Source organism: Flavobacterium sp. KKT103, assembly GCF_055640565.1.
In genome coordinates this window covers 2,845,804-2,868,405 of sequence record NZ_CM145766.1, presented here as the reverse complement: position 1 = coordinate 2,868,405, position 22,602 = coordinate 2,845,804, and the positions used below count along the sequence as shown (strand labels likewise).

Sequence of the window (22,602 nt, the reverse complement as noted above, 5' to 3'; positions counted from 1 at the left end):
ATTTATAGTGCATTATTTCATAAGCTAAATAGCTTAATAAGAACAATATGAGTACAGATAGAATTACCCTTTCCCAATTAGAACAATATTTATCAAGAGCAGCATGGATTCTAAAAGGTCCTGTTGATGCTTCTGATTTTAAAATATATATTTTTCCGTTACTTTTTTTCAAAAGACTTTCAGATGTTTTTGACGAAGAATACCAACACGCTTTAGAAGAATCAGAAGGAGATTCAGAATATGCGCTTTTACCTGAATTTCATCGGTTTATAATACCTGAGGGTTGCCATTGGAACGATGTAAGAGAAACTACGACAAATATAGGTCTGGCAATTGAACAAGCCTTACGAGGTATAGAACAAGCCAATCAAGAACACTTATATGGTATTTTTGGTGATGCGCAATGGAGTAATAAAAACAAACTTTCGGATCGTTTGTTAACGGATTTAGTTGAGCACTTTTCTCAATATTCATTATCCAACTCAATGGTGGATCCAGATATTTTAGGACAAGCCTACGAGTATTTAATCAAGCACTTTGCCGATTTAACTAATAAAAAAGCGGGTGAATTTTACACACCTCGTTCGGTTGTTCATTTGTTGGGATTAATATTAGATCCTCATGAGGGAGAAAGTATTTACGATCCTGCTTGTGGAACAGGAGGGATGCTGCTGGAATGCGTAGATCATTTAAACCACAATAAAGAAGATTACAGAACCCTGAAATTATTTGGTCAAGAAAAAAACCTGACTTCGAGCTCTATTGCCAGGATGAATATGTTCTTGCACGGTATAGAAGATTTTCAAATTTCTCGTGGTGATACCTTGCGTAATCCTGCTTTCTTTGAAGCCGATGGATTAAAAACATTTGATTGTGTTATTGCCAATCCTCCTTTTTCACTAAAAGATTGGGGAGCTGATTTATGGGTTAGCGATCCTTACGGTCGTAACATTGCAGGTGTGCCGCCGCAAGGGAATGGAGACATGGCTTGGGTGCAACACATGATTAAGTCTATGAATGCTACAGGACGAATGACAGTCGTTTTACCTCATGGAGCTTTATTTCGTAAAGCGGCCGAAGGTCGCATTAGAGAAGAGTTGTTAAAGCAAGATTTACTAGAAGCCGTTATTGGTATTGGTCCTAATATTTTTTACGGTACTCAATTGGCTGCTTGTGTGATGGTCTTTAAACAACAAAAGGAAGCACACAAGAAGAACAAAGTATTATTTATTGATGCCGCCAACCAAGTTCGTGTGGGTAGAGCTCAGAATTACTTAGAACCAGAACATGTAAACCAAATTTTTGATTGGTATAATGGATACAAAGATGTAGAAAACCATGTAAAAGTGGTCACTACAAAAGACATTAAGGAGAATGATTTCAACTTGAATATTCCTTTGTACGTGGAGAAAATCATTGAAGACAACCTTCCTTCAGTTGAAGAAGCTTTGGTTGACTTGAAAACAGCATGGGAAGCAAGTTTACTTGCAGAAGAAAAGTTTAAAACGATTTTAAAAGAGTTTTTATAATGAGCACAAAAATGCCTTCTAGCTCTGCACAAGACAGACAAGTATCCGTTTGGTTTCAAAAAATTCAGAATGGAGAAATTAAATTACCCCGATTTCAAAGGCCTCAAGCCTGGGATAGAAATAGAGTGAGTAGTTTATTAGATACAGTGACAAAAAACCTGCCACTTGGAGTAACCTTATTACTTAATGTTGATAAAGAACAATTCGTTTCTCGCTATTTAGTTTCGGCTCCAGAAACTGGTGGCCGAGTAACAGAACATTTATTAGATGGTCAGCAACGTTTAACTGCATTATGGAGATCGCTTCACAACAATTATAATTTTTCTAAATACTTTTTATACATAAAAAAATATGATAAGTATGCAGATAATACTGTTGAAGAATACCAAGATGAATCAAGCATACATTGCAGAACACGTTGGATAAACAAAAACAACATATTAATGCCTTTGTGGGCAGATATCCCTTCAGATAGTTTAAATAGAGGATTGATTCCTTTGGAACTTTTGCGTCCTGGCGATATAGCTACCGAATACGAAAATTGGGTTAATACTGCTTTGGCTTCTGCTAAACCTGCAAGCGGAAAAGAAAATTACGAAGAAGCGCTCTATGAATGGATGAATTTGAAAACTGAAATTCTCAATGTAATCCGTGATTACAGAGAAACGATTTCACATTTTAATTTACCATATCTCGCTTTGCCTGCTCAAACTGATAAAGAAACAGCATTGCATGTATTTATAAATATGAATACCAATAGCAAGCCATTATCACAATACGATATCATTAGAGCTGAAATTGAAGGTGTTAAAGGAATTTCTTTAGATGATTATCAAAGTAAATTAAATGTTAGCTATCCAACAATTCATTATTATTTTGAATTACCTTATTTAATTTTGGCAACATCCGCCTTAATTCAAGATAAGCTACCCAACCAAAGAGGTATGTGGGATATGAAGAAAGATCTAATGGTCGAAAATTGGGATAAAATGGCATTAGGACTATCCAAAATGGCAAATTTTATGGAAACCCAAGGTGTTTATGACCAAAATAGATTGCCTACAAATGCGGTTCTTTCTGTTATTGCAGCTTTATACACTTATATTCCTGAAAATTTAGATGCGAGAGGGGCTTTTGAAATAATATTACGAAAATACCTTTGGTCAAGTTTCTTTACGGATCGCTATGAAAACTCGGCAGCTACGAATGCTTATAATGACTTTATAGCTTTAAAAAATATAATTACTGGTAAACTTAAAGAGAACGGCCAAAAGTACGTAGAATCAGATGTACCAGTTTTAGATAGAAAAAAGTATAGTTTAGCAACCGAAGAAGAATTACTAAAAATAGGTTGGCCGAAAAGAGAAAATATTAGGGCACGTGGTATCATGGCTGTATTTACCAAGCTAGGCGCTTATGATTTTGCCGATGGTACACAGTTGAATAGACAAGTATTACTAGAAAGCAAACGTCATTACCATCATGTTTTTCCTGACGCTTTATTGAAAGAAGCCGAGGTTGAAAGTTATTTGGCTTTAAACTGTTCTTTAATTACAGATAAGACAAATTTAAACATAAGTAATAAAGAGCCGTACAAATACCTTTCGGAACGTTATGCCTGGACAAGTGAAGATATTGTTCATTCTCGTCTAAAATCACATTTAATCCCTATTCAAGAATTAAAAAATGGTGGTTACGAAGGGTTACTGGCAGAGGAAAAGCACAGTAAAATAATAGCTGACTTTGACCTGTTCATTGCGAAACGAGCCAAATATGTCGTAAAAGCAGTAAATGAATTAGCCCAAGGAAAAGACATTTCGGCTAATGATATTATTAATGAAGTAGAATATAATTAAAATGACAATCCTGAACTCAATTTTTCTAGCAGCTGATGCTACTGTACCTCCCAATAACATTGATTATAAGTTAATAATGACTGTCATTTCAGCATTATCAGGTGCCATAATTGGAGGTTTCGTTACTACTTGGCATAAAAGACAAGAAATCAAAATTTTATCAGACAACTTAAATCTTCAATCTGAAAACTTAGATCTTCAAAAACAAGTGTTTGAAGAAAATAGTAGAAATAACGAACTAAAAATTAAAGCAGAATTAATCCGTCTTGAAGATTTAAATAGACAATACCGATTAAATTTACAAAAACATGATTTTGAACATTTATCTAAAGTTCTTGAATTTGCAGGTGATTCTAATGAGAAAGTAAAAATGCTGAAATATTTTGCTGAAATATTAAAAGAATATAAACCTAACGCTACGTATCACTCTGATAAAAGTGAATATGAAGAATATGTAATAAATCATGTTTATTATAAGCTAGATTTCATTGAAGAGAAAATAAGTAAATTATTATCTGAATTCCCAAATGTTTTCAATACCCTTCATAAAGACTTTACAAATGTAAAAACTGATGCAAATTATTTGATAACCTACGCTAATGACATATCTTTTTCTGTAGATAATCCTGAAGATGAATATATAATTACTCAACTTTCATCAAGTCTTTTAAAACTTCATGAGAATTTTTATAAATTACTTGATAAAATGAAACAAGAATTTCTTGAACTCGATACTTTGAAAAAACAATATATTAGAAGTCAGTTTGATAAAAGAGTTGAAGAAAAAACAGAATAAAATGACCCAACAACAACTAGAAAAATACCTCTGGGGTGCGGCAACCGCTTTGCGCGGAACCATTGACGCTGGAGATTACAAACAATATATTTTTCCACTGCTTTTCTTCAAGCGCATTTGTGATGTGTATGACGAAGAGTTCGAAAAAGCATTACACGAAAGTAATGGCGATCTTGAATACGCCTCTTTTGCCGAGCACCATCATTTTTTGGTTCCTGAACAAGCCCATTGGAAAACCGTTCGTGAAACAACTACAAACGTAGGAGTTGCGATTCAGGATGCGATGCGTGAGATCGAAAAAGCCAATCCAGAAACTTTGTTTGGAATTTTTGGAGATGCGAGTTGGACCAACAAAGACCGACTTTCAGATGCTACTTTGGTGAACTTGGTAGAGCATTTTTCGCAACACACGCTAAATGTTAAGAACGTTCCTGACGATCAATTAGGAAATGCTTACGAATACCTAATTAAAGAATTTGCAGACGATAGCGGCCATACCGCAGCCGAGTTTTACACCAACAGAACCGTTGTAAAACTAATGACCATGATAATGGACCCACAACCAGGCGAAAGCGTGTACGATCCTACTTGTGGCTCTGGTGGTTTGTTATTAAATTGTGCTTTACACCTCAAAGAAGAAGGTAAAGAATACCGAACGCTTAAATTGTACGGACAAGAAATAAACCTTATTACCTCGGCCATTGCACGTATGAACATGTTCATGCACGGAATCGAGGAATTTGATATTGTACGTGGCGATACCTTGGCGCAACCAGGACTGTTAGAAAACGACGAATTAAAGAAGTTCAATGTCATTCTAGCCAATCCTCCGTATTCTATAAAATCATGGGACAGAAAAAGTTTTGAAACCGATCCTTACGGACGTAACCTTTGGGGAACGCCACCGCAAGGTTGTGCCGATTATGCTTTTCAACAACACATACAAAAGAGTTTGGATTTAACTAACGGTCGTTCTATTTCCTTATGGCCGCACGGAATTTTGTTTCGGGATTCCGAAGCCGAAATGCGACGTGGCATGATCGAAGAAGATTTGGTAGAATGTGTCATTGGTTTAGGACCCAACTTGTTTTACAATTCCCCAATGGAAGCCTGTTTGCTGATTACCAATAATAATAAACCGAAGAATAAAAAAGGAAAAATTCTTTTCATCAATGCGGTTGACAAAGTAAAACAAGAGAAAACAATGTCGTTTTTAGAACCACAGCACATTGATTCTATTTTTGAAGCCTATAAAGCCTTTACAGATATTGAAGCATTTTCTGTTGTAAAAAAGAGTGCTGATATAATTGCTAATAAAGGTAATATGTCTATTAGTTTATATGTTCGAACAAATGAATTGAGTTCTCAAGAAATAGAACTTTTTGAAGATGTTTATACCAATTGGGAGGACACTTCATTAGATTTAAAAAATGCTATGAATGAACTTTTTCAAACTCTTGAAAAATAATGAATAAAGATTTAAAAATAGATAAAACTAACTGGAAGTTAGTGAAATTTGGTGATGTCGTTTTTGAGCCAAAGGAAACTATGAAAGACGCTGCTGCAGAAAATGTACAACATGTTGTAGGTTTGGAACATATTGATACAGGAGATATTCATTTAAGAAAATCGGCTGGCATCGGTGAAAGCACCACATTTACAAAAAAGTTTAGTAAAGGTGATGTCCTTTTTGGACGAAGAAGAGCCTATTTAAAAAAAGCTGCTCAAGCGGATTTTGATGGTATTTGTTCTGGCGATATTACAGTTTTTAGAGCCAAAGCCAATTTGCTTTCTGAATTACTTCCTTTTGTGGTCAATAACGATAAGTTTTTTGATTATGCCATAAAACATTCTGCTGGTGGACTCTCACCAAGAGTGAAATTTGTTGATTTGGCCAATTATGAATTCCTATTGCCTCCCAAAGACCAACAAGCCAAACTAGCCGAATTACTTTGGGCTATGGATGAAGTGATTGAGAAGGAGAAAGAGGTTATGAACGAATTGGAAGTACAAAAAGCAACATTATTTAATGAACTACATAAGTTAAGATATAATTCATTCGTTTTACTTAAAGATTTATGTTTGACAATTTCATCTGGTGGAACACCAAGTAGACTAAGAGAAACGGAATTTTTCGGAGGAGATATAAATTGGGTAAAAACTAAAGAATTAAATGATTGGATTATTGATAATACAGAAGAGTCAATAACTACCATAGGATTAAAAAGTTCAAGTGCTAAATTATATCCTCCAAAAACTATTTTACTTGCAATGTATGGTGTGACCGTTGGTAAAATTGGAATTATTAAAACAGAAATGACTTGTAATCAGGCTTGTTGTGCACTAATAGTTGATGATGCTAAAATAGATAATTGGTTTTTATTCTATTATTTAATTGCATTGAGGAAAAGGTTAATAGATCTTTCAGTAGGTTCTGCACAGCCAAATATTAGTTCTGGGATAATTAAAAATTTAAAAATACCTAATGTCCCAAAAAGTGAACAGGAATTTTACTCTGGTAAATTGAAAAAATTAGATGAATTAAAATTTAAAATTTCTTCAAAAATAGTAAGCTCACAAATACTCCAAAAAAGTTTAATCAATCAAGTGTTTTAATTATGATCTACGCTATTAAACACAATAAAGTCAATCGGGCTATTTTTAAGGCCAATGAAGATGCTTTGACCTCTTCTATATTTGAGCGGTTGCTGTATCTGCCACAAGAATTACTGCATCATATTTTTACCACTGCTTTGTTTGATACCATTGAAGGTTTGGAGTTGCATCAAATAGAAAAAGTTGAATTCTGGCCCAATTGGAGTGCCCAAGATACCACAAATACTTCACGTGTGGAGCCTGATGTTTTTATTCGAACGAGTAAACAAGATATTATCATTGAAGCAAAACGCTATGATAAAAAACAACAAAGTAGGTCACAATGGGAAAATGAAATTCAATCTTATTATAATGAATATGCAAAGATTAAAAACCATTAGTGTTTATTGCTTTAGCTGGTTTACATACTCACGACACTCAAACGGTTACAGTAAATGGTGTTCAGCACAATGTTTATATGTGTAGCTGGAAAAGCATTTTAAATACTATACAAAACATTGTTCACGATATGGAATTGTCTACTAATTATACCAATAACTCGATAGCGATTACAAAAATCTTAAAAGACATGCTGTTGTGTTTTGAGCTCTTTGGGTTTTCAACTTCATTATGGTTAGAACGTTTTATAAAAGCACCAAAAATTCAACAGCAATCTATTAATTATTTTTCAAGTTCATGGACAAATTAAATCCCTCCGAAATTAACGAAGCTTTAAAAGACGTAAGAAATGCGTACCGCTTGTTGGCCTTATATCAAAAGAGAATTCTTGATATCGTTAAATACGTATCAAACAACTACAATGTGAACTTTGGTAGTGGTTGGTCTAAATTTACTAACGCAGCTTCTCACGGCAATAGAGCAAGTATTGATAAATCATCATGGGATTGGCTTTCCTTATATCTTTATGAATTTAATCTAGGAGCCATAGAATTTGGTACAGATAAATACAATTTCAAAATTGTACATCAAGCAGATACGGTTTTTTTTGATGCAGGTGCTAATACTAAATTTCCGAGAGAAAATGCTAAGCAGTTTGCAGATGTTAATAACGCAGTGACACGATTATTTTTTGTAATCAGTAAAAACGAAAATGGTTGCCCGATGCAAAATATTTTGAATGGTCATTTAAAAGCACAAGATAATAGCATAATTAAAAAAGGAAACTGGTTAGCAGTACCTTTCAATTTGCAACGTTTTTCAAGTCAAGCGTTAGCAGATTCTGTTTTGAATGAGTTTAATGGTATTTGTGAAGAGAAATTTGGGGTAAACATAATGGAGCAAATAACGAAAGCGACATTAAACTAATGACTTATTCAGGACCGTATCAATATTCATTGCTACTGCATGGAGCAGTAGAACGTAGTATCAAACAAATATTAGATCATTTGGGTAATACTGTTGTTACTTTTAGTAGTCCTGTAACCAAGGATAAATGCCCTAAAATTTATATTCTAAAGAAAAAGGAATTTATCGTTTATGTTGGCTACACAGGACAATCAGTGTCTAATCGCTTGCGGACGGGTATAAATCCTAAACACAGTAAAGGGTATTATGGCTATAAATGGAAAGAAGAAGAACAAATTGAATTATTTGTGTTCGTATTTGATCAAAATTTAAAGGGAAACCAACACGAAGATGATAAACAATATATTTTATTGGCCGAAGCAGTAGAAGCCGAATTGGTTTATAAAGTCCGAAATGAAACAGGAAGGTGGCCAGAATTTCAAAATGAAATTCATTTTAATAATGAGTCTATAGAGGAAGCAAAAGAAATTGCAAACAAAATGTTTAAGTTAATTTGTCAGTAATGAAATGGTATGAACCTGATGAACGTTGGGAGATTTTTGGTATAAAATCCCGAGAGCAGTTTTTAGAGCAATATGTCGTAGTAGGCAAATTTCATGATATGGTGCCAGAGGATGTTGTAAGTTCATTTGAAACAGTGACATATTTGATGGCGCATTCCTATTATCATTGGCCCATGCAAGATGAAGCAATGAGTAAGGCGTTACTTATTATGGAAATGGCGGTAAAGTTTAAAGCTAAGAAGTTAAACGTTGATCTCTATAAAACACTAAAAAATGGCAAGAAACTAGGAAAGAAATTAGTCGAATTAATTGATGATATTTGCCTTGTAGGCCAGCTCGATTTTTTAAAACCTGATTTTGATAGAGTAAGACAATTAAGAAATAGTAAAATGCATCCAGGGCGACATTCATACATGGGAGCTACTGGCATGTCAATAGGAAATATTAAGTTATTCATCAATGTAATTAATCAGCTTTTTTTTGATAAAAATAGTATCCAGACATTATTAGAAAAAAGAAAAGAAATAGCAGGTAAGTTAGCGGTTTTTAATAATGGGAATTTTGTTTTGGAGTATAATAGCAGTAGGATTTTGATGGACATCGTTCATTATCATAAATATGTTAAGTTTGGTGATAAAGAATTACTGATGTTGATAGTAAATCCAGTGCTCAAAAATGCGTATCAATACATTACTGATCAAAAGTTTGAAAATCCAATTGTTATTGCCCTGAAAGAATCTAAAATTAACGGTTTAACTCTTGGAGGCGTAGATTTGAATGGTGGTGAAGTAAAAATAGAAACTACTTATAAAGAAGAAAATATGGAAAAATTTCTTTTGTATAATGAAGAGTTGAAAAGAGTTTCAGACCACAATATTTCTATTTATAATGCTTTTCGATCTGGAAAGGCATTGTGGAGGATGGAAGAAATGATTTATGAGAATTGTTGGAAGTAATTATTATTTAATACATTTAGATCTTTAATATTATAAATGGCAGTACCTGAAATCACAAATCTTTATCGAATGGTCCATTGGCAAAATGTGGAGTACATTTTGCAAAATGGCTTGTGTAGTAGGGAACATCCTAATATGGATCCTGATTATATCAATATTGGCCATCGTCAATTAATTTCAGATCGTCATGTACATCCTGTTCCTTTTGCCAATGCGGGTAATCTAGGTGAATATGTTCCATTCTATTTTGCAGGTCATTCGCCAATGTTGTACTTAATTTACAATGGGTATCAAGGAGTATCCCAATTACCACAAAAGGACATTGTTTTTGTGATTTGTAAATTTCACGACATTGAAAATTCAGGTGTAGAGTATGTATTCACAGATCGAAATGCCAAAATATCAGTAGCTAATTTTTATACTCAAAAAGCCGATTTTGATAAATTACATTGGAATTGTATTCAAGCAAAAAATTGGAAAAATGACGCAAACAATTTGTCTCGTCAAGATTATAAACAAGCAGAGTTTTTAGTTAGGCATCAAGTCCCCGTTGAACTTATTGCAGCTTTGGTCGTGAAAAACGAAGAAAGAAAAGCTTATTTTGAGGATTTAATAACTAAATTAGCACTAAATATTACCGTGCACATTGATACTAATAATCTTTTGTACTACTAAAATATGATACATTATATAAAAGGAAATTTGTTGGAGGCTACTACCGAAGCTTTAGTCAATACCGTGAACACTGTTGGTGTGATGGGTAAGGGAATCGCATTGCAATTTAAAAACAGATTTCCACAAAATTATAAAATATATAGGGAAGCTTGTAAGGAAGGAACTTTCCATATAGGTGAAGTTTTAGTCGTTCGAGAAGGCGATTTATTAAACCAAAAAGTTATTATTAATTTTCCAACCAAAGCCCATTGGAAAGCCGATTCAAAATATGAATACATAAGTACTGGGTTAGTAGCGTTGAAAACGGCAATTATAGAAAACGATATAAAAAGTATTGCTATTCCACCTCTAGGTTGTGGTAACGGTGGTTTAGATTGGGATCGTGTAAGAAGTATGATGGAAGAAGCGTTGGCGAATGTGAATTGTGATATTCATATTTATTCTCCAAATAACGAAATCAAGTCGTTGTTGCAAAAAGAGAACCAGGTCAAAGAAGTGAAGTTAACTACTGCTAGAGCGATGTTGCTTTATTTATTGTTTCAATACGAAACTTCGGGTGAGCAAAGCAGCTTATTTGTTGCTAATAAGTTGGCCTATTTTTTACAAAGAAGTGGTGAGAAATTGCGTTTAAATTTTGAAGCACATCATTATGGACCATACACGGTACAGTTAAATCATGTTTTGATGCATCTAAATGGTGTTTACTTAAAAGGAATGGAGCAAAATGAAGCCAAACCTTTTGAACCTTTATGGCTTAATTATGATAAATATTCTGAAGTAGAAGAGTATCTAAAAAAGAATATAAATTTTGAACAAAGAGAACGAATTAAAGATGTTTTGAAACTACTTCAAGGGTTTAAATCCACTTTTGCACTAGAATTATTAGCTACAGTAGATTTTGTTAGTAATACAGATGATCATAATACAATTGAGTGTGTTCAAAATTCAATTGCTTCTTGGAGCAATAGAAAAGCAAATCTTTTTGAAAACAAACAAATCGAAATTGCATACAACCACCTGAAAAACCATTCCGAAAATTTATTCGAACTACAAAATTAGTATTTCAAAAATCCTTATTGAAAGCTAAAAAATATTTAATATCCGAGTCTTTATATGTCATTTAACGAACTGAACAGTGTAGAAAATTATATTATTCATCAATTAAGTGGTGCCAATTTAAATAGTGGTATTGTATCTGAACCAAAATCTAATTATGGTGTAAAGTGGCAATACAAATCACAATCAGATTTAAACAGAAGCGTTAACGAAGTTTTGCTTGAAAGTGAAATTACAGCAGCTTTAATACGGTTGAATCCTGAAATTCAAGCAAAAAATGAACTAGCGGACGAGGTTATTTATAAACTTCGGGCTATTTTACTTTCGGTAAATCAAGTAGGACTAGTAAAAGCAAATGAAGAGTTTTTCAATTGGATGATGGGTGACAAGACCATGCCTTTTGGCGAAAACAACCGTCATGTTCCCGTAAAACTAATCGACTTTGAAAATTTAAGTAACAACTCTTATGTCGTTACCAATCAGTATCGTATACATCATCGTGAAACCAAGATTCCTGATGTTGTATTATTGATAAACGGTATTCCAGTGGTAGTGGGAGAAGCCAAAACACCTATAAGACCATCTGTGAGTTGGCTGGATGGAGCTCACGAAATTCATGATATTTACGAAAATGCAGTTCCTCAATTATTCGTACCTAACATTTTATCTTTTGCTACCGAGGGGAAAACCTTTTACTATAGTGGTATTCGAACACCTTTAGAATTTTGGGCACCATGGCGCTTGGAAGGAGAAGATGAAGATTTAGCCAAACAATTAGGTTTAGGTGAAATAGGCAAAGAAATGTCCGATTTATTGCAACCTAAGCGGTTATTAGATATTCTACTCAACTTTTCTCTTTTCACGAGCAATAAAAAGAAACAACGAATAAAAATATTATGTCGTTTCCAGCAATACGAAGGAGCGAATAAAATTGTAGAACGTGTAAAAGAAGGAAAGATTAAGAAAGGTTTGATTTGGCATTTTCAAGGATCTGGAAAATCGTTATTAATGGTTTTTGCTGCGCAAAAACTGAGAAGAACCCAGGAATTAAAAAGTCCAACGGTTATTGTATTAGTCGATCGTACCGATTTGGATACCCAAATTACAGGAACGTTCAATGCTGCCGATGTAGCCAATGTGATAACAACTGATAGCATTTCCGAATTAAATACGTTACTCGAAAGAGACACGAGAAAAATTATCATTTCGATGATTCATAAATTTAGGGATGCCAAACCTAATATGAATACTCGTGATAATATAATTGTTTTGGTAGATGAAGCGCACCGTACGCAGGAGGGAGAACTAGGGCGTCAAATGCGTGCTGCTTTACCTAATGCGTTTTTGTTTGGTCTAACAGGAACACCCGTAAATAAAGCAGATAAAAACACCTTTTGGGCTTTTGGCGCCGAAGAAGACAAAGGAGGATATTTGTCAAGGTATACTTTTCATGATTCGATACGAGATGGTGCTACGTTACCTTTGCATTTCGAACCTCGATTAGTTGATGTGCATGTAGACAAAGAAACGATAGACGAAGCTTTTAAACTGTTCAAAGACGAGGCAGCATTAACTGATGAAGAGGCGGATGCATTGAATAAAAAGTCGGCTAAAATGGCTGCTTTCTTAAAATCGCCCGAACGGGTTTCTAAAATAGTTGGTGATATTGCCAAGCATTTTAATGAAAAGGTAAATCCTCATGGCTACAAAGCGATGATTGTAACACCAGACCGCTATGCTTGTGTGCAATACAAAGAAGAACTAGATAAATATTTTGAACCTGAAGCTAGTAAGGTAATTATATCTACATCTGCAAACGATGATTTTGATTTTAAGCAAAAATGGGGAATAGATAAAGGTCAACAAGAGAAAATTCTTGATGAGTTTAATAGTTCTAGTTCAGATCTAAAGGTTTTGATTGTTACGGCTAAACTTTTAACTGGCTTTGATGCGCCCATACTGCAAACCTTATACTTAGATAAATCAATCAAAGATCATACGTTACTGCAGGCTATATGCAGAACAAACAGACTGTTCCCAGGTAAAAACTTTGGTCGAATTGTGGATTATTTTGGTGTTTTTGATGATGCAGCCAAAGCCTTAGAATTTGATGAGGAAAGTGTAAAGAAAATAATAACTAATTTAAATGAATTTAAAGAGCTATTGCTACCAGCATTGGAAAAAGTATTGCATCATTTTGAAGGTGTGAATCGTAAAGTAGATGGTTTTGAAGGATTAGAATTGGCTCAAAATGCCATTAATACCAATGAAAAGAAAGATGCTTTCGCACAAGATTTTAAATATCTAGCAAAGCTTTGGGAATCCTTGTCTCCTGATAGAATTTTGGACCAATACCAAAGTGACTACCGTTGGTTATCACAAGTTTTTGAATCGGTTAGGCCAGCTTCGGATCATATTGGTAAATTGCTATGGTTTTCTTTAGGAGCCCAAACAACTAAGCTTATTCATGAAAATATTCATGTTGGGGATGTACATCAATTGGAAGAGTTTATTTTAGATGCTGATGTAATTGAAAGTATTTTTAACAATCCAGATCCAAGTAATGCCAAGAAGATTGAAAAAATATTAGTCAAGCGATTCAAGAAAAATGCGGGCAACCCTAAGTTCAAAAAATTAAGCGAATTGCTAGAAGCCTTGCGAGACAAAGCCGAGCAGGGATTGATTACTTCAATAGAATTCGTAAAGGAACTATGTAAGTTAGCTAAAGAAACATTATTGGCCGAAAAAGAATTAGAAGTGGAGCTTCAAGAAAAAACACCCCAAGCAGCACTTACGGAACTATTTTTAGAACTCAAAAATGACCAAACACCTGCTGTAGTAGAGCGCATTGTTACTGATATAGATGCTATTGTAAGGCACGTTCGTTTCCCTGGTTGGCAAAAGACAGCTTCTGGTGAACGTGAAGTTCAAAAATCATTGAGACAAGCTTTGTTGAAATACAAACTGCACAAGGAGCAGGTTTTGTTTGATAGAGCGTATGAGTATATTAAGGAGTATTATTAACATCTAAATCATGGCGTATAAATTATTCTTAGATGATATAAGAACCGTTGATATGGTTTATGAAAACTGGACTGATCAGGATTTTGTGATCGTGCGGAACTTTGATGACTTCAAGAAAGTGATTTTAACTAATGGGCTTCCTGAGTATATAAGCTTTGACAACGATTTAGGTTTAAATAATGAGGGCGTCATAGCTCCCGACGGTTACGCTGCTAGCAAATGGCTTGTTTATGAGTCAGGATTAAATCTAATTAATCTTAAGTTTTATGTTCACTCTGCGAACCCTGTGGCTTCTCAGCAAATTCAGAGTTTGTTGAATAATTATATTAAACATTTAAAAAATGGAAATTGATATTTAGAGCATTAATTAGTTATAGCTGATTGATTTGTAGTATTTAAATTTTCACTTCTCTCTGCCTAGAATAGTAGTGAAAATCACGCAAAGGAAGAACCCTTAAAAAACAAAACCCAAAGCAGTGACCACCGGAAGCTCGTTTTGGGTTTATGTTTTTTGGGTGATGACTGCGGACTTGTAGTGAATAGCAGGAATTGGTAACCAAAAAAAGTTTAAAGTTTAAAGTTCTAGGTTGAAGTAAGTTTTTTACTTCCCAATACAGAAAATAACTTTCCTTACTTTAATAGAGTTTTAAACTTCAGTGGTACAATTATGGTACAATTTAAAGCAAAATATCGCAAAATAAAACAAAGATATCCTTATCAAGATAACATAACTCATGGGAGTTGTTTATACAAAAATAGTTATAAACTTTGAATATTGATTATAACACTGACATAAAAAAAAACTAAGTGATGTATGATTAGAGTACTTATAGATGGAGGTTAAAAAGTAAAAGGTCAAAAATCTAAATATTAGATTTTTGACCTTTTTTCAATATCATTTTGGATTTCTAAATAAGTTTTTACCCGACCTGACTTAATCCATTTCATTAACTCATGTCTATAAAAATAAATACGTTTACCTTGTTTATTAACTGGGATTTCCCTTTTACATACTTTACTATAGATTGTTGATACCGATAGATCTAAAAGTTTTGATGCTTCTTGAATGTTTAGAACTTCTTCTTTATTTTCTTCTACATTAGAGATTCTTATAATAAGTTTTTCCAAATGCTCTAATTTATCATGAATTTTGTTCATCATTACGGGTATTTGGTCGAAAGTAAATGGCTTCATGGCGATCTGTTATTTAAATCTCATGTAAAAGTATTTAATACCAACATTGGAGATAATACATGTCCTTTAAAGGGGGAGTTTGGCTTTTAATTTCCAATGATTACTGGTTAAAGGACTATAAGAAATCTAATCCATTAAGGAGAAATGTTGGTTCGAACTGTTCGGTCAAGTAGCCCCGTCCAAACAAATGTCGAACTATTTTATTGAAGATTTGGAAAAATTAGAAAATATTTCCAAGTAAGTATTTCGAATTTAAGTTATAGATTCAATCCTTGATTCATGTTAATAATTAATTGTAAAATAGCTATACCAAATTAAAACTTCATTCGCTGTATTCTAACTGCATTCAAAATAGCTAATAAAGCCACACCAACATCGGCAAAAACAGCTTCCCACATGGTGGCTAAACCTCAGGCACCAAGAACCATTACAATTGCTTTTACTGTGAATGCCAACCCAATGTTTTGCCAAACGATTTGTTTTGTTTTTCTACCAATATTTATTGCTGTAAAAATTTTCGTGGGCTGGTCGTTTTGAATAACAATGTCGGCAGTTTCGATAGTGGCATCGCTTCCTAAATCTCCCTTGGCAATTCCTGCATCGACCAAAGCGATTACTTGTGCATCATATAGAATTGTAGTCGCGTTTTTCATATTAAAATTTAACTAGCACAACAGCTCAATTTGGCAACATCTTTTCCGAAAGTGATGGCTGCTAGTTTTATGCCTTCGCCTAATGTTAAATAAGGATAAAAACTTTCTGCCAATTCTTTTACGGTTATATTATACTTGATAGCCATACTCAATTGCTGAATGAGTTCGCCACCTTCGGGAGCAACAATTCTAGCACCAATCAATTTATCGGTTTCGGTATTTCGTATTAATTTGATAAATCCTCTTGTGTCATTGGCTGCAATAGCTCTTGGAACGTTATTTAATTCTAATTTGCTTACTTCAAAAGGAATGTTTTGGACTTCTGCCTGTGCTTCGTCCAATCCTGCTCCTGCTACTTGTGGATCGGTAAAAACTACCCAAGGCAAGGAAGAATAATCGGCTTCATTATTGGCTCCCGTAAAAGCATTTTCTACGGCAATTTTACCTTCAAAGGCTGCCGTGTAAACAAATGCAGGCGTGTTGGTAACATCGCCTACTGCATAGATGTTAGGTAAATTGGTTTCCATTTTTTCGTTAACCAAAATGTGCCCTGTTTTAGCAAGTTCCAAACCAATATTTTGCAATCCTAATTTTTGCATATTGGGTGTTGTGCCAGATGCCACTACAACTTTTCCTTTTTCGATAATTTGTGTAAAAGAACCGTCAGGGCATTTGCAATGGATAATGGTTTCATTTCCTTTTTTATCAAATTTTACTGCTCTAAAATTTGGCAGGATTTCTATACCTTCGTTACGCATTTGTGTTTCCAAGGCTTCACTGATGTCGGGCGTTTGTGTTCTCAACACACGATCAGTAAACTCGATGATACGCACTTTTACGCCCAAACGATTGTAAGCCATAGCAATTTCTAAACCAATATAACCAGCCCCCATAATGGTCATGCTTTCGGGTTTTTCTTCTAAATCAAAAAGCGAAACGTTGGTAAGAAAACCTACTTCGTTTAGCCCTTCAATAATTGGAATATTGGTAGTTGCTCCTGTGGCAATGATAAATTTTAGAGCCGTATATTTTACTTTACCATCGACCACAATGGTTTTAGTATCTAAAAATTCTGCCCAACCCGTTAGCATTTTCAGGTTATGAAAATCACTTACCACGTCCATATATTTTTTCTTCTGGAGCGTGGCTACCAATTGTTTTTTGTCTTTAATTACTTGAGCAAAATCTATAGCAACACCTTTGGGTTTGATGCCCGAAAAATTGGAATGTGTTGCGTGATAAGCTGTTTCCGCTGCACGAATAAGGGTTTTAGAAGGGACACAACCTACGTTTACACAAGTTCCGCCAAAGTCTAAACCACCGTTTACCATTAAGGTCGATAATCCTAAACTTTCGGCCTTTATAGCTGCCGAAAATGCCGCCGAACCACCACCGATGATAATTAAATCGAAGTGGTTTGCGTTTGTATTACAACATTTAGTTTCAGCAGTATGAGCTACTTTATAATTTTTTGTGCTGTTAATAGTATTGATAATTTCTTCTTTACTAGTTTTAGAAGGGTCGAAAGAACATTCGCAACTGCCGTTTTGATAACTCACTTTTACTTCTGTTACTCCTTCATTTTTGGTAAGCATTTTTTCAATGCCTGTGGCACAATGGTCGCAGGTCATTCCTGCGATATCGAGTTTTATATTTTCTGTTTTCATTTTCTTATTTTAATTAAATGCTTAATAATAGAGTCAAAAAAATTATTTGCAACCGTTTAGACCACAAACGTGTCCAGTTTGTCAGTGTGGAGGATTTACGGATGTTGGTACTTCTCCTGATACTTTGTAACCTGTGGTATTAATAGCTTTTATGATAGCCTCTTTGTTCGTTTTACTATTGTCAAATTTTACAACTGCGATTCCTTCGTTGCTATTAGCAGAAACGGTTACAATTCCCGGTAATTTGTTTATTTCATTTTTAACGTGATCTTCGCAACTGGCACAAGTCATTCCACTCACATTAAATTTTACTTCTTGTATATTATCAGAAGAAACAACAATTAGCTGTTTGTCCGCTTTTGGATAAAAAACTTGTCCATAGTATGGGAAAGCCATCATTAAAAAAGTAAACACCGTTACAATGCCTAAAAACTTTTTAGTTTTCACAAATGGTATTTTATCCTCTTCTTCACAAGTACATTGTATTTCTTCGGTCGTTCGTGGTTTTAGTTTTTGAGTCCAAGCAAAGCCCAATACCAAAACAGTTATTCCAATTAAGTAAGGGCGAAAAGGTTCTAACCACGAGAACGTTGATGCTACGCCAGAAGCTCCAGAAATAAGAGCTAAAACGGGCGTTATGCAACAAAGTGATGCTGTCACTGCTGATAAAATACTTGCTACAGCAAGTTTTCCTGATTTTGAATTTGTGTTCATATGAGTTCTAAATTTGAATTTTGACTAATAATGTATTTAAAAAAGGGACGAAGTATTTGTAATTGTTCTGATTTTAGAGAATAAAAAATAGTTTGGCCAGACCGTCTTGCTTCAATAACATTTCCGTCTTTCATTTTGCGTAGATGTTGTGAAACGGCAGGAATACTCATTTCTAAAATATCGGCAAGGTCGCAAGGACAAAGTTCATTTTCTTCTTCAAGAAGAAACATTATTTTTAGTCGTACTTCATTGCCAGCTAATGCTAATAAACCACTCAATTGTTCAAAAGCGTTGCTGTTATTTTCTAATTTGTTTTTACAGGTATTGATTTGATTTTTATCAGCCAAAACTCTTATACACGTTTGATTATTGTCCATTGTTGTAATTGTTTAAATTGAATACTAAACAAATGTAGTTAATTGTTTTATTATTTAAGCAAATGCTTAAATAATAAAAATAAGTTTAACATTTTACTTTGAAATGAATACTTCAATTTTTAAAGTAAATGATTTAGTATTGCTTTTCATTCAAACTGTACTCAAATTACCATCGGTAAATACTTTGACTTGAGTCATTATAAGCATTGACAAAGTGTTATTAGAGAGAGGTGACGGTAATGGCAGGATGGAAAGATCCTAAAACTCGTAATCGTTTTATGAAGTTAATCATTCCTACAGCATGATATATATTATTTATTTGTGGAAATAAAAAAATAAAAAATTCCAAGTTACATACTTAAATAAATCGTAAATTTATATTAAATCACTGAAGAATAGTGTTTTATATCTAATTCAAGTGTTTTTTAGTAAAAAGTATCGAGAATTTGTATTTCGTTGATGGTTTAATTTAAAAACTAAAACAGAACTATGAAAAAATCTAAACAATATGGTGAGTTCTTCAGTCACACTCTGTGTAAACTGCTCCGAACTGCCAAAATCGAGTTTGTAATCATTACCGCATTGATGTATGCACTGCTGATGCTTACTTCTTGCCGAAATTCCGAAAAAAACCAAGAACAAATTGAACAGAACCACCCTCAACAAAAGGGAGAAGAAAATGACAACTATGGACATAGTGGGCATTCACAACAAATGAATGAAACGCGCAAATGGTTAAAACAGGAATTGGGCGAAAAATATAATCAGTCCGTATCTCTCGGCACAGAGGAACAACTTGCACAAGGTAAAGACATATTCACAAAATATTGTCTTACTTGTCATGGAAGTGGCGGTAAAGGCGATGGTCCTGGAGCAGCAACATTACAACCAAAGCCAGCCGATTTTACTGACCCTGAACATTCATCATTTTATTCAGATCAGGGGCGAATATACCTCATAAAAAAAGGAATGAAGGGAACTGCAATGGCAGCATGGGAAAACATTTTAAGCGAAGAAGAAATCCTTTCGGTTTATGTTTATGTAAATTCTCTGAAAAATTCAGGCGAAATGATGGAACACCAAGGGCAAAATCATTAGGAAAATGAATGAAAAAAACATAAATAATTCAAATGATAATAACCGATTCAGAAAAGCAATTACATACAAATATATTTCGCAATTAAGCAAAAAGTAATGGCAAAAATTCTAAAAACAGTATGGATATGCACTATAGTATTACTACTATGGAGCTTTTCAGCTAAGGCACAGCAAAGATACCGAACCCGGGAAGGAAGTATAGAGGTTATTGGCTCGTACAGAGATTCCATAATAATAGCCTATAGCAATCGTTTGTTTGTTTTAATCAATTATGAAACTGCTGTAATGGAACTAACGTTTAATCCAGCTATTTTACGTACTAAAACAGATTCATTGAATGTGAAGCTTATCAACTCAAACATGGGGCAGGTAGTCCTGAAAGGACAACTGAACATTCCTTACGTGGAGACATTACAACATCCAGATCACAAACTAAATTTTGAAGCTGAGTTGCATTTGAATGGAAAGGCGAAAAGAATATATATAAACGGATTGCTTATACACATTGCAAGTAACGAAACCATTTCCTGTTTACTTACACTCAACTTTAAATTGCGTTTAAGTGATTTTGGGATCGATTTGCCAGAAGGATGGAACAATGAAATAACGATACAAATTTTTCAGACTGTACTTAAGAAATCAAACTAATGAAATCCATTCAAATCAAATAACAATAGCTTCACTAAGAAAGTGTTGCATAAAAAAATAGAAACATGAAAACACATAGAAAATTATTTAACTATTTAATTGGTCTTCTTTTCCTCGCTATTGCCGGATGCGGGGTTTATACGAAAATCACTTCCGATTATGATCGCAGTGTTGATTTTACAAAATACAAAACGTTTGCGTGGCTACCGAATAAAGACACAGCTCAAGGCGAATACAATAATCAGATTATTCGCAACAATACACGCAACTATTTCACTCATTGCATGGGAGAGAGAGGATACAAAATAAGCATTGATACACCGGATGTTTTTTCTTGACTTAGTTATCACTGCCGTTAAAAAGGAGAAATCAGTCAGTACTCCTGGTTACACTTATCCTTCGGGTTGGTATTATCACAACCCCTATTACTATCATTATCCCAGCAATCACTATTACCTCCATCACTATAATTACAACTATACCACTTATGTAACCCAAAAGGTCGAATATACAGAAGGCGCAATCACGCTGAATATAATTGACAGGAAACTGAATAAACTTGTATGGACAGGAACTGCTAAAGGGGATTTATATGACCCATCTTATATTGGGGATAACTTACATCCTGCTGTGTATGACATTCTTGATAATTATCCCATAAAACCTATTAATGGACACAAGCGTCCGAAAAAAAATTAGATTCTCTATTGGTAATGAATTAAACAACAGACCAAGAAAAATTAATGAATATAAATCTTTTTCACAATATATTTTCAGTAACGAACTTACATTAGGTTCTTAAATCTAACAGTAAGTTCAATAATACCGTACTACAAAATGGAAATGTGTTTGTCCATTGTTAAGTTTTTTATTTACGAACAATTTCTACCGAACATTTTGCATGTAACGCAACTGAATGCGAAACAGAGCCTAAAACAAAACGCTCGATTGCTCCATATCCGTGTGAACCAACTATAATCAAATCGGCTTTAAATTTTTCGGCTTCGTTAAGTATTACACTTTTTGGTGAACCTGCAACTATTTTTGTGGTTACTAACAGATTTGGATTTTTATTTTCAAGAATTTCGGCTGCACTTTTTGCATTTTTTTCTGCATTTTTAAATGCGTTTTCATCAAATTTCGCATTGTATTCGTGAGAAACACCCATTGGTTCTAAAGTGTTTAAAATGGAGGTAATTTCATATGCGGCAAGAATGCACACTTCGGTTTTGGGCGGAAATGGCCTGTTGGCAATTTCATTAATTGCTGTTTTACTATATTTTGAACCATCGGTTGCTAGTAGAATTTTCATTCTTTTTTCTCCATTAAATTCATTCCGCATTTGGGACATTTTCCGGGTTTATCCGAAGTAACTTCTGGGTGCATGGGGCAGGTATACGTTTTTTGAGTTTCCATTTTTTTTATATTTTAATGTTGTTTGTATTTGTATTATTTGGACATATCCATATTTTTATCCATTCCAGTCATTTTGTGTGATTGCATTTTTTTATCATTCATCATATCCATCATTTTAGGATTATCCATCATCGATTTACACATTTCAGACATCATCGTAGTATCTGTTTTAGATGCTTCCATCATTTCGGTCATCATTCCTTTCATCATAGCTGGATTATCCTTCATCATTTTCATCATATTTTCGTGATTTGTCATCATCATTTTTCCTTTACTACTGTTCATCATTGCTTGCATCATATCTTTAGACATATCGCTATTGTTAGCAATAGTATCCATAATTGCCTTTTTTGTATCTGAATTTGAAAGAATTTGATTTACATCAGTTTTGGATTGGCACGATGTAAACAAACCAATCGATACAATAATTAATGTGATTTTTTGTAATGTTTTCATAGTTTATAATTTTGATTGTTTAAAATCTCTTAAATAATTCCTCTAAACGAAACTTTATTTAAG

At 34.0% G+C, this 22,602-nt stretch carries 24 protein-coding genes and 2 pseudogenes; 18 read left to right on the top strand and 8 right to left on the bottom strand.

Features of this window, described 5'->3' with window-relative positions:
* Positions 1–47: 47 nt before the first annotated feature.
* Genes ACZ2G0_RS12320 through ACZ2G0_RS12255 form a run of 14 tightly spaced genes read left to right on the top strand, consistent with a single transcriptional unit; the run spans position 48 to position 14,668 of the window.
* Positions 48–1,529: a type I restriction-modification system subunit M gene (locus tag ACZ2G0_RS12320; protein ID WP_470307837.1), complete on the top strand. Its 1,482-nt coding sequence runs from the start codon at positions 48–50 to the stop codon at positions 1,527–1,529.
* Complete coding sequence (locus ACZ2G0_RS12315; RefSeq protein WP_470307836.1) at positions 1,529–3,385, top strand: GmrSD restriction endonuclease domain-containing protein; 1,857 nt, start codon at positions 1,529–1,531, stop codon at positions 3,383–3,385. Before ACZ2G0_RS12320 ends, ACZ2G0_RS12315 begins: the two co-directional genes overlap by 1 nt.
* A 1-nt stretch (position 3,386) precedes the next feature.
* Positions 3,387–4,181 carry a hypothetical protein gene (locus tag ACZ2G0_RS12310; RefSeq protein WP_470307835.1) on the top strand — a complete coding sequence of 265 codons (795 nt, stop codon included), beginning with the start codon at positions 3,387–3,389 and terminating at the stop codon, positions 4,179–4,181.
* A 1-nt stretch (position 4,182) separates the two neighbouring features.
* Positions 4,183–5,649: a type I restriction-modification system subunit M gene (locus ACZ2G0_RS12305; protein ID WP_470307834.1), complete on the top strand. Its 1,467-nt coding sequence runs from the start codon at positions 4,183–4,185 to the stop codon at positions 5,647–5,649.
* Positions 5,649–6,797 carry a restriction endonuclease subunit S gene (locus ACZ2G0_RS12300; protein WP_470307833.1) on the top strand — a complete coding sequence of 383 codons (1,149 nt, stop codon included), beginning with the start codon at positions 5,649–5,651 and terminating at the stop codon, positions 6,795–6,797. Before ACZ2G0_RS12305 ends, ACZ2G0_RS12300 begins: the two co-directional genes overlap by 1 nt.
* Before the next feature lie 2 nt (positions 6,798–6,799).
* Positions 6,800–7,177 carry a hypothetical protein gene (locus tag ACZ2G0_RS12295; protein WP_470307832.1) on the top strand — a complete coding sequence of 126 codons (378 nt, stop codon included), beginning with the start codon at positions 6,800–6,802 and terminating at the stop codon, positions 7,175–7,177.
* Complete coding sequence (locus ACZ2G0_RS12290; RefSeq protein ID WP_470307831.1) at positions 7,177–7,485, top strand: hypothetical protein; 309 nt, start codon at positions 7,177–7,179, stop codon at positions 7,483–7,485. Before ACZ2G0_RS12295 ends, ACZ2G0_RS12290 begins: the two co-directional genes overlap by 1 nt.
* Positions 7,473–8,102 (top strand): hypothetical protein, encoded by a 630-nt coding sequence (locus tag ACZ2G0_RS12285; protein ID WP_470307830.1) that lies wholly within the window; start codon positions 7,473–7,475, stop codon positions 8,100–8,102. Before ACZ2G0_RS12290 ends, ACZ2G0_RS12285 begins: the two co-directional genes overlap by 13 nt.
* On the top strand, positions 8,102–8,605 hold the full coding sequence (locus ACZ2G0_RS12280) for a hypothetical protein (RefSeq protein WP_470307829.1): 504 nt from the start codon (positions 8,102–8,104) through the stop codon (positions 8,603–8,605). Before ACZ2G0_RS12285 ends, ACZ2G0_RS12280 begins: the two co-directional genes overlap by 1 nt.
* Positions 8,605–9,561 (top strand): hypothetical protein, encoded by a 957-nt coding sequence (locus ACZ2G0_RS12275; RefSeq protein ID WP_470307828.1) that lies wholly within the window; start codon positions 8,605–8,607, stop codon positions 9,559–9,561. The genes ACZ2G0_RS12280 and ACZ2G0_RS12275 overlap by 1 nt, the downstream gene beginning before the upstream one ends.
* Before the next feature lie 36 nt (positions 9,562–9,597).
* Positions 9,598–10,236: a type II toxin-antitoxin system toxin DNA ADP-ribosyl transferase DarT gene (gene darT, locus ACZ2G0_RS12270; protein ID WP_470307827.1), complete on the top strand. Its 639-nt coding sequence runs from the start codon at positions 9,598–9,600 to the stop codon at positions 10,234–10,236.
* Between the two features lie 3 nt (positions 10,237–10,239).
* Complete coding sequence (gene darG / locus ACZ2G0_RS12265; RefSeq protein WP_470307826.1) at positions 10,240–11,295, top strand: type II toxin-antitoxin system antitoxin DNA ADP-ribosyl glycohydrolase DarG; 1,056 nt, start codon at positions 10,240–10,242, stop codon at positions 11,293–11,295.
* Between the two features lie 54 nt (positions 11,296–11,349).
* Positions 11,350–14,316: a type I restriction endonuclease subunit R gene (locus ACZ2G0_RS12260; protein WP_470307825.1), complete on the top strand. Its 2,967-nt coding sequence runs from the start codon at positions 11,350–11,352 to the stop codon at positions 14,314–14,316.
* Positions 14,317–14,326: 10 nt separating this feature from the next.
* Positions 14,327–14,668 carry a cyclic-phosphate processing receiver domain-containing protein gene (locus ACZ2G0_RS12255; RefSeq protein ID WP_470307824.1) on the top strand — a complete coding sequence of 114 codons (342 nt, stop codon included), beginning with the start codon at positions 14,327–14,329 and terminating at the stop codon, positions 14,666–14,668.
* Positions 14,669–15,186: 518 nt separating this feature from the next.
* On the opposite strand, the gene ACZ2G0_RS12250 is transcribed toward ACZ2G0_RS12255, so the two are convergent.
* The 5 genes and pseudogenes from ACZ2G0_RS12250 to ACZ2G0_RS12230 all read right to left on the bottom strand — a co-directional run bounded on the left by ACZ2G0_RS12250 (position 15,187) and on the right by ACZ2G0_RS12230 (position 18,921).
* Entirely contained in the window at positions 15,187–15,510 is a 324-nt protein-coding gene (locus tag ACZ2G0_RS12250) for a helix-turn-helix domain-containing protein (protein WP_099715361.1), read from the bottom strand.
* A 314-nt stretch (positions 15,511–15,824) separates the two neighbouring features.
* Positions 15,825–16,136 (bottom strand): annotated as a pseudogene (locus ACZ2G0_RS12245) (heavy metal translocating P-type ATPase); the annotation flags it as partial.
* A 35-nt stretch (positions 16,137–16,171) separates the two neighbouring features.
* Entirely contained in the window at positions 16,172–17,830 is a 1,659-nt protein-coding gene (gene merA, locus ACZ2G0_RS12240) for a mercury(II) reductase (RefSeq protein ID WP_132067384.1), read from the bottom strand.
* Between the two features lie 81 nt (positions 17,831–17,911).
* Positions 17,912–18,544, bottom strand: a complete 633-nt coding sequence (merTP, locus tag ACZ2G0_RS12235; RefSeq protein ID WP_099715363.1) for a mercuric transport protein MerTP — start codon at positions 18,542–18,544, stop codon at positions 17,912–17,914.
* Positions 18,541–18,921: an ArsR/SmtB family transcription factor gene (locus ACZ2G0_RS12230; RefSeq protein WP_099715364.1), complete on the bottom strand. Its 381-nt coding sequence runs from the start codon at positions 18,919–18,921 to the stop codon at positions 18,541–18,543. The genes merTP and ACZ2G0_RS12230 overlap by 4 nt, the downstream gene beginning before the upstream one ends.
* 489 nt (positions 18,922–19,410) lie before the next feature.
* Between ACZ2G0_RS12230 and ACZ2G0_RS12225 the strand changes: the two genes are divergently transcribed.
* The 4 genes from ACZ2G0_RS12225 to ACZ2G0_RS12210 all read left to right on the top strand — a co-directional run bounded on the left by ACZ2G0_RS12225 (position 19,411) and on the right by ACZ2G0_RS12210 (position 21,366).
* Positions 19,411–20,019 carry a c-type cytochrome gene (locus ACZ2G0_RS12225; RefSeq protein WP_086452968.1) on the top strand — a complete coding sequence of 203 codons (609 nt, stop codon included), beginning with the start codon at positions 19,411–19,413 and terminating at the stop codon, positions 20,017–20,019.
* A 96-nt stretch (positions 20,020–20,115) separates the two neighbouring features.
* Positions 20,116–20,667: a hypothetical protein gene (locus ACZ2G0_RS12220; protein ID WP_086452969.1), complete on the top strand. Its 552-nt coding sequence runs from the start codon at positions 20,116–20,118 to the stop codon at positions 20,665–20,667.
* A gap of 65 nt (positions 20,668–20,732) precedes the next feature.
* Entirely contained in the window at positions 20,733–21,005 is a 273-nt protein-coding gene (locus tag ACZ2G0_RS12215) for a DUF4136 domain-containing protein (protein WP_086452970.1), read from the top strand.
* Positions 20,992–21,366 carry a DUF4136 domain-containing protein gene (locus ACZ2G0_RS12210; protein ID WP_086452971.1) on the top strand — a complete coding sequence of 125 codons (375 nt, stop codon included), beginning with the start codon at positions 20,992–20,994 and terminating at the stop codon, positions 21,364–21,366. Before ACZ2G0_RS12215 ends, ACZ2G0_RS12210 begins: the two co-directional genes overlap by 14 nt.
* Positions 21,367–21,535: 169 nt before the next feature.
* Here the strand turns inward: ACZ2G0_RS12210 and ACZ2G0_RS12205 are convergent, their stop codons facing one another.
* The 3 genes and pseudogenes from ACZ2G0_RS12205 to ACZ2G0_RS12195 all read right to left on the bottom strand — a co-directional run bounded on the left by ACZ2G0_RS12205 (position 21,536) and on the right by ACZ2G0_RS12195 (position 22,539).
* On the bottom strand, positions 21,536–21,979 hold the full coding sequence (locus ACZ2G0_RS12205; protein WP_158234602.1) for a universal stress protein: 444 nt from the start codon (positions 21,977–21,979) through the stop codon (positions 21,536–21,538).
* A pseudogene (locus ACZ2G0_RS12200) lies at positions 21,979–22,071 on the bottom strand (heavy metal-binding domain-containing protein); the annotation flags it as partial. The pseudogene ACZ2G0_RS12200 and the gene ACZ2G0_RS12205, both read right to left, overlap by 1 nt.
* Before the next feature lie 45 nt (positions 22,072–22,116).
* Positions 22,117–22,539 carry a membrane or secreted protein gene (locus tag ACZ2G0_RS12195; RefSeq protein ID WP_099715366.1) on the bottom strand — a complete coding sequence of 141 codons (423 nt, stop codon included), beginning with the start codon at positions 22,537–22,539 and terminating at the stop codon, positions 22,117–22,119.
* Positions 22,540–22,602 lie beyond the last annotated feature (63 nt).